Genomic DNA, 4,075 nt, shown 5'->3' on the forward strand with positions numbered 1-4,075 from the left:
CTTTGAGCGGCAGCTGAGCGAGATCGCCAGTTCCCGTGGCGGCAGAGCAATGCCGGCGGCCTCGACGTTGCAGCCGGTCCAGTCAGCTGGGGTTTTGATAGGGCACAGCAAGGAGCCTCTCTATTCCGAGGATGCTCGCCTTATTTCGGGGCTTGAGAACGCGCTCCCCAAGGGCAAGGCCGCCAATCACACCGCCAACGCCTATATATACTCTCTTCGCAGCTTCAGCCGCCGGCTCTTCGCAAATAAAAAAGATCCGATTGCTGCTCGTCTCGACGACCAGTCGCTGACCGATGAAGCGCGCGAAGCTGTCGAAAAGGGTCATGACAGACGACTCCTCTCGGCAATAAACTATCTCCGGACCTTCCAGTCGACGGGCGGAGTCGTGCCGATCACAAGCCGGACTGATCTAATTCCGCACCCCCAGGACGTGGCTCTCATCGAAGAGTACAGAAACGACGCGGAGACATCGACCCGCAAGGTGTATGCAACTGTTCTTCGCAAATTCAGTGACTACCTGCGTAAGAGCAACAAGCCAGGCATTGCTGGTCGGCTTTCGGGCACGTCGTTGGGCGGCGATGTCGAGCGCTATAGGAGAGACGTCGGCGGTAGTGGGAATATCGGTGCCGCACTGGCTGATCTGCGAAAATCGCAGGCAGGCGCTAAAGCGATGGGACTCGAGCGCCATATTCCCCTCGTTCCTGCTGCCGAAAAGGCGGTCCGGATGGAGCCGATGCAGGAAGCGGACAGGTGGCCAGCGGATCTGCCTCCCGTAGAAAGCTACGATCAGGATTTGCTTTGGGAGATGATGGACAAACCCGGTCCGTCGTCATCTCTCGAGCCAGCCGCGCGCCATGACCAGTCATCGGATCCCCGAGAGTCCGTTCGCCACTTGAACTGGGGCTACGACCGCCAGCAGTTCCCCGACAAGCCGATGGGTGCATTTGCCAGCAGTAACCTCCTGCCAAGCGAGGAGGTCCTCATCAACGATGAGCGTGACACAGCTGGGTTGCGGCCAGCGAAGAGGCCGAGGACCCTGGACAATCTACACGGTCTTGCCATTGAGCGGCAGCTGAGCGAGATCGCCAATTCAGCCGCCTCGACACTGCAACCGTCTCAGACAGCTGGAGTTTTGACAGGACGGAGCAAGCAGCCTCTTTATTCCGAGGACGCTGGCCTTATTTCGGGGCTTGAGAACGCGCTCCCAAAGGGCAAGGCCGCCGATGCCACTGCCTACGCCTATGTATCTTCTCTTCGCAACTTCGGGCGCTGGCTCTTCGCAAATAACAAAGACCCGATTGCTGCTCGGCTGGACGACCGTTCGCTGACCGATGATGTGCGCGAGGCCATGAAAAAGGGTCATTACGGGAGACTCCGTGCGGCAATAGACCATCTCCGGACCTTCCAGGCGACGGGCAACGTGCTGATCACAAGCCGCACCGAGCTAAATCCTCACCCCCAGGATCTGCCTCTCATCAAAGAGTACAGAAATGACGCAGCGACAAGGACTGGCAGGTTGTATGCAGCTCTTCTTCGCAGGTTCAGTGACTACCTGCGTGAGAGCAACAAGCCGGGCATTGCTGGTCGGCTTTCCGGCACGTCATTGGACGGCGATGTCGAGATCTATAGGAAGGGCGCCGGGGATCGGCATATCCGTGCCGCACTGGCTGATCTGCGAAAATCGCAGACAGGCGTTAAAGCGATGGAGCTCGAGCGCCATATCCTCCCCGTTTCTGATTCCGAAAACGCGCCGCGGATGGAGCCGATGCCCGTCGGCGCCGCCGCTGCGCAGCAAAGCGCGTCTCAGGGCGCGGGCAGATGGCGGGATGAGCTGCCTCCTGTAGAAAGCTACGACCAGGATTTGCTTTGGGAGATGATGGACAAACCCGGCCCGTCATCTCTCGAGCCAGCCGCGCGCCATGACCAGTCTTCGGATCGAGCGTCCATTCGTCCCTTGAACTCGGGCTACGACCGCCAGCAGTTCCCGGACGAGCCGATGGATGCACTTGCCAGCAGCAACCTCCTGCCAGGCGAGGAGGTCCTCATCAACGATGAGCGTGACACAGCTGGGTTGCGGCCAGCGAAGAGGCCGAGGACCCCAGCCAATCTACACGGTCTTGCCATTGAGCGGCAGCTGAGCGAGATCGCCAATTCAGGCGGAGCAATACCGGCGACCTCGACACTGCGGCCGGCTCAGTCAACTGGAGTTCGGATAGGGCGGAGCAAGCAGCCTCTTTATTCCGAGGACGCTCGCCTTATTTCGGGACTTGAGAAGGCATTCCCCAACGGCAACGCCGCCAACCGCACTGCCTACAACTATGTATATTCTCTTCACAGGTTCGGGCGCTGGCTCTTCGCAAATAAAAAAGATCCGATTGCTGCCCGGCTCAACGAGCAATCGCTGACCGATGATGTGCGCGAGGCCATCGAAACGGGTCATTACGGGAGACTCCGTCCGGCAATGGACCATCTCCGGACCTTCCAGTCTGCGGGCGGAGTGGTGCCGATCACAGCCCGCGCTGAGCTAAATCCTCACCCTCAGGACGTGGCTCTCATCAAAGAGTACAAAAACGAAGCTGCGACAGGGACCCGCAGCCGGTATACAGCTGTTCTTCGCAATTTCAGTGACTACCTGCGTGAGAACAACAAGCCGGGCATTGCTGCTCGGCTTTCCGGCACGTCGTTGGACAGCGATGTCGAGCGCTATAGGAAAGACGCCGCGGGTAGTCGGCATATCGGTGCCGCACTGGCTGATCTGCGAAAATCGCAGGCAGGCGCTAAAGCGATGGAGCTCGAGCGCCATAACCTCCCCGTTCCTGCACCCGCAAAAGCGGTCCGGATGGAGCCGATGCCCGTCGGCAGCGCCGCTGTCCAGCACAGCGCGTCGCAGGAAGCGGACAGGTGGCCGGAGGAGCTGCCTCCTGTGGAAAGCTACGATCAGGATTTGCTTTGGGAGCTGACGGGCGAACCCGGCCCGTCGCCATCTCTCGAGCCGGTTTTGATAGGGCGCAGCAAGCAGCCTCTTTATTCCGAGGACGCTCGCCTTATTTCGGGGCTTGAGAAGGCCCTCTTCGAGGGCAATGCCGCCGATGGCACTGCCAACGCCTATGTATCTTCTCTTCGCAGCTTCGGGCGCTGGCTCTTCGCAAATAACAAAGATCCGATTGCTGCCCGGCTCGACGACCGGTCGCTGACCGATGATGTGCGCGAGGCCATCGAAAAGGGTCATAATGGGAGACTCCGTCCGGCAATGGACCATCTGCGGACCTTCCATTCGGCGGGCGGCGTCATGCCGATCACAGGCCGCGCTAAGCTAACTCCTCACCCCCAGGATCTGGCTCTCATCAGAGAATACAAAAACGAAGCAAGGACATCGACTGGCAGGTTGTATGCAGCTGTTCTTCGCAGTTTCAGTGACTACCTGCGTGAGAATAACAAGCCGGGCATTGCTGCTCGGCTTTCCGGCACATCATTGGACGGCGATGTCAAACGCTATAGGAAGGACGGCGGGGGTAGTCAGCATATCGGTGTCGCACTGGCTGATCTGCGAAAATCGCAGGCAGGCGCTAAAGCGATGGAGCTCGAACGCCATATTCCCCTCGTTCCTGATCCCGGAAACGCGATCCGGATGGAGCCGATGTCCGTCGGCGCCGCTGCGCAGCACAGCGCGTCGCAGGGCGCGGGCAGATGGCCAGATGAGCTGCCTCCCGTGGAAGGCTACGATCAGGATTTGCTTTGGGAGATGATGGACAAACCCGGCCGGTGGTCATCTCTCGAGCCAGCCGCGCGCCAGGTCCCCGACAAGCCGATGGGTGTATTTGCCAGCAGCAACCTCCCGCCAAGCGAGGAGGTCCTCATCAACGATGAGCGTGACACAGCTGGGTTGGGGCCAGCGAAGAGGCCGAGGACCCTGGACAATCCAGACGGCCTTGCCATTGAGCGGCAGCTGAGCGAGATCGCCAATTCAGGCGGTCGCCTGATGTCGTCGGCGGACCCCATCCATCAACTGGGTGCATTGCCATCGCAGGCGCAGGACATCGTCCAGGCCGGACGGCAAGAACCTGCCCGGTTCGCC

Annotated in this window: 1 pseudogene; it reads left to right on the plus strand. The window is 60.0% G+C overall.

The annotated features are described in order from the left end of the window. Positions 1 to 4,075: pseudogene (locus AC04SF_RS37195) on the plus strand (hypothetical protein); the annotation flags it as partial.

It is taken from the genome of Mesorhizobium sp. CNPSo 4671, assembly GCF_057784245.1.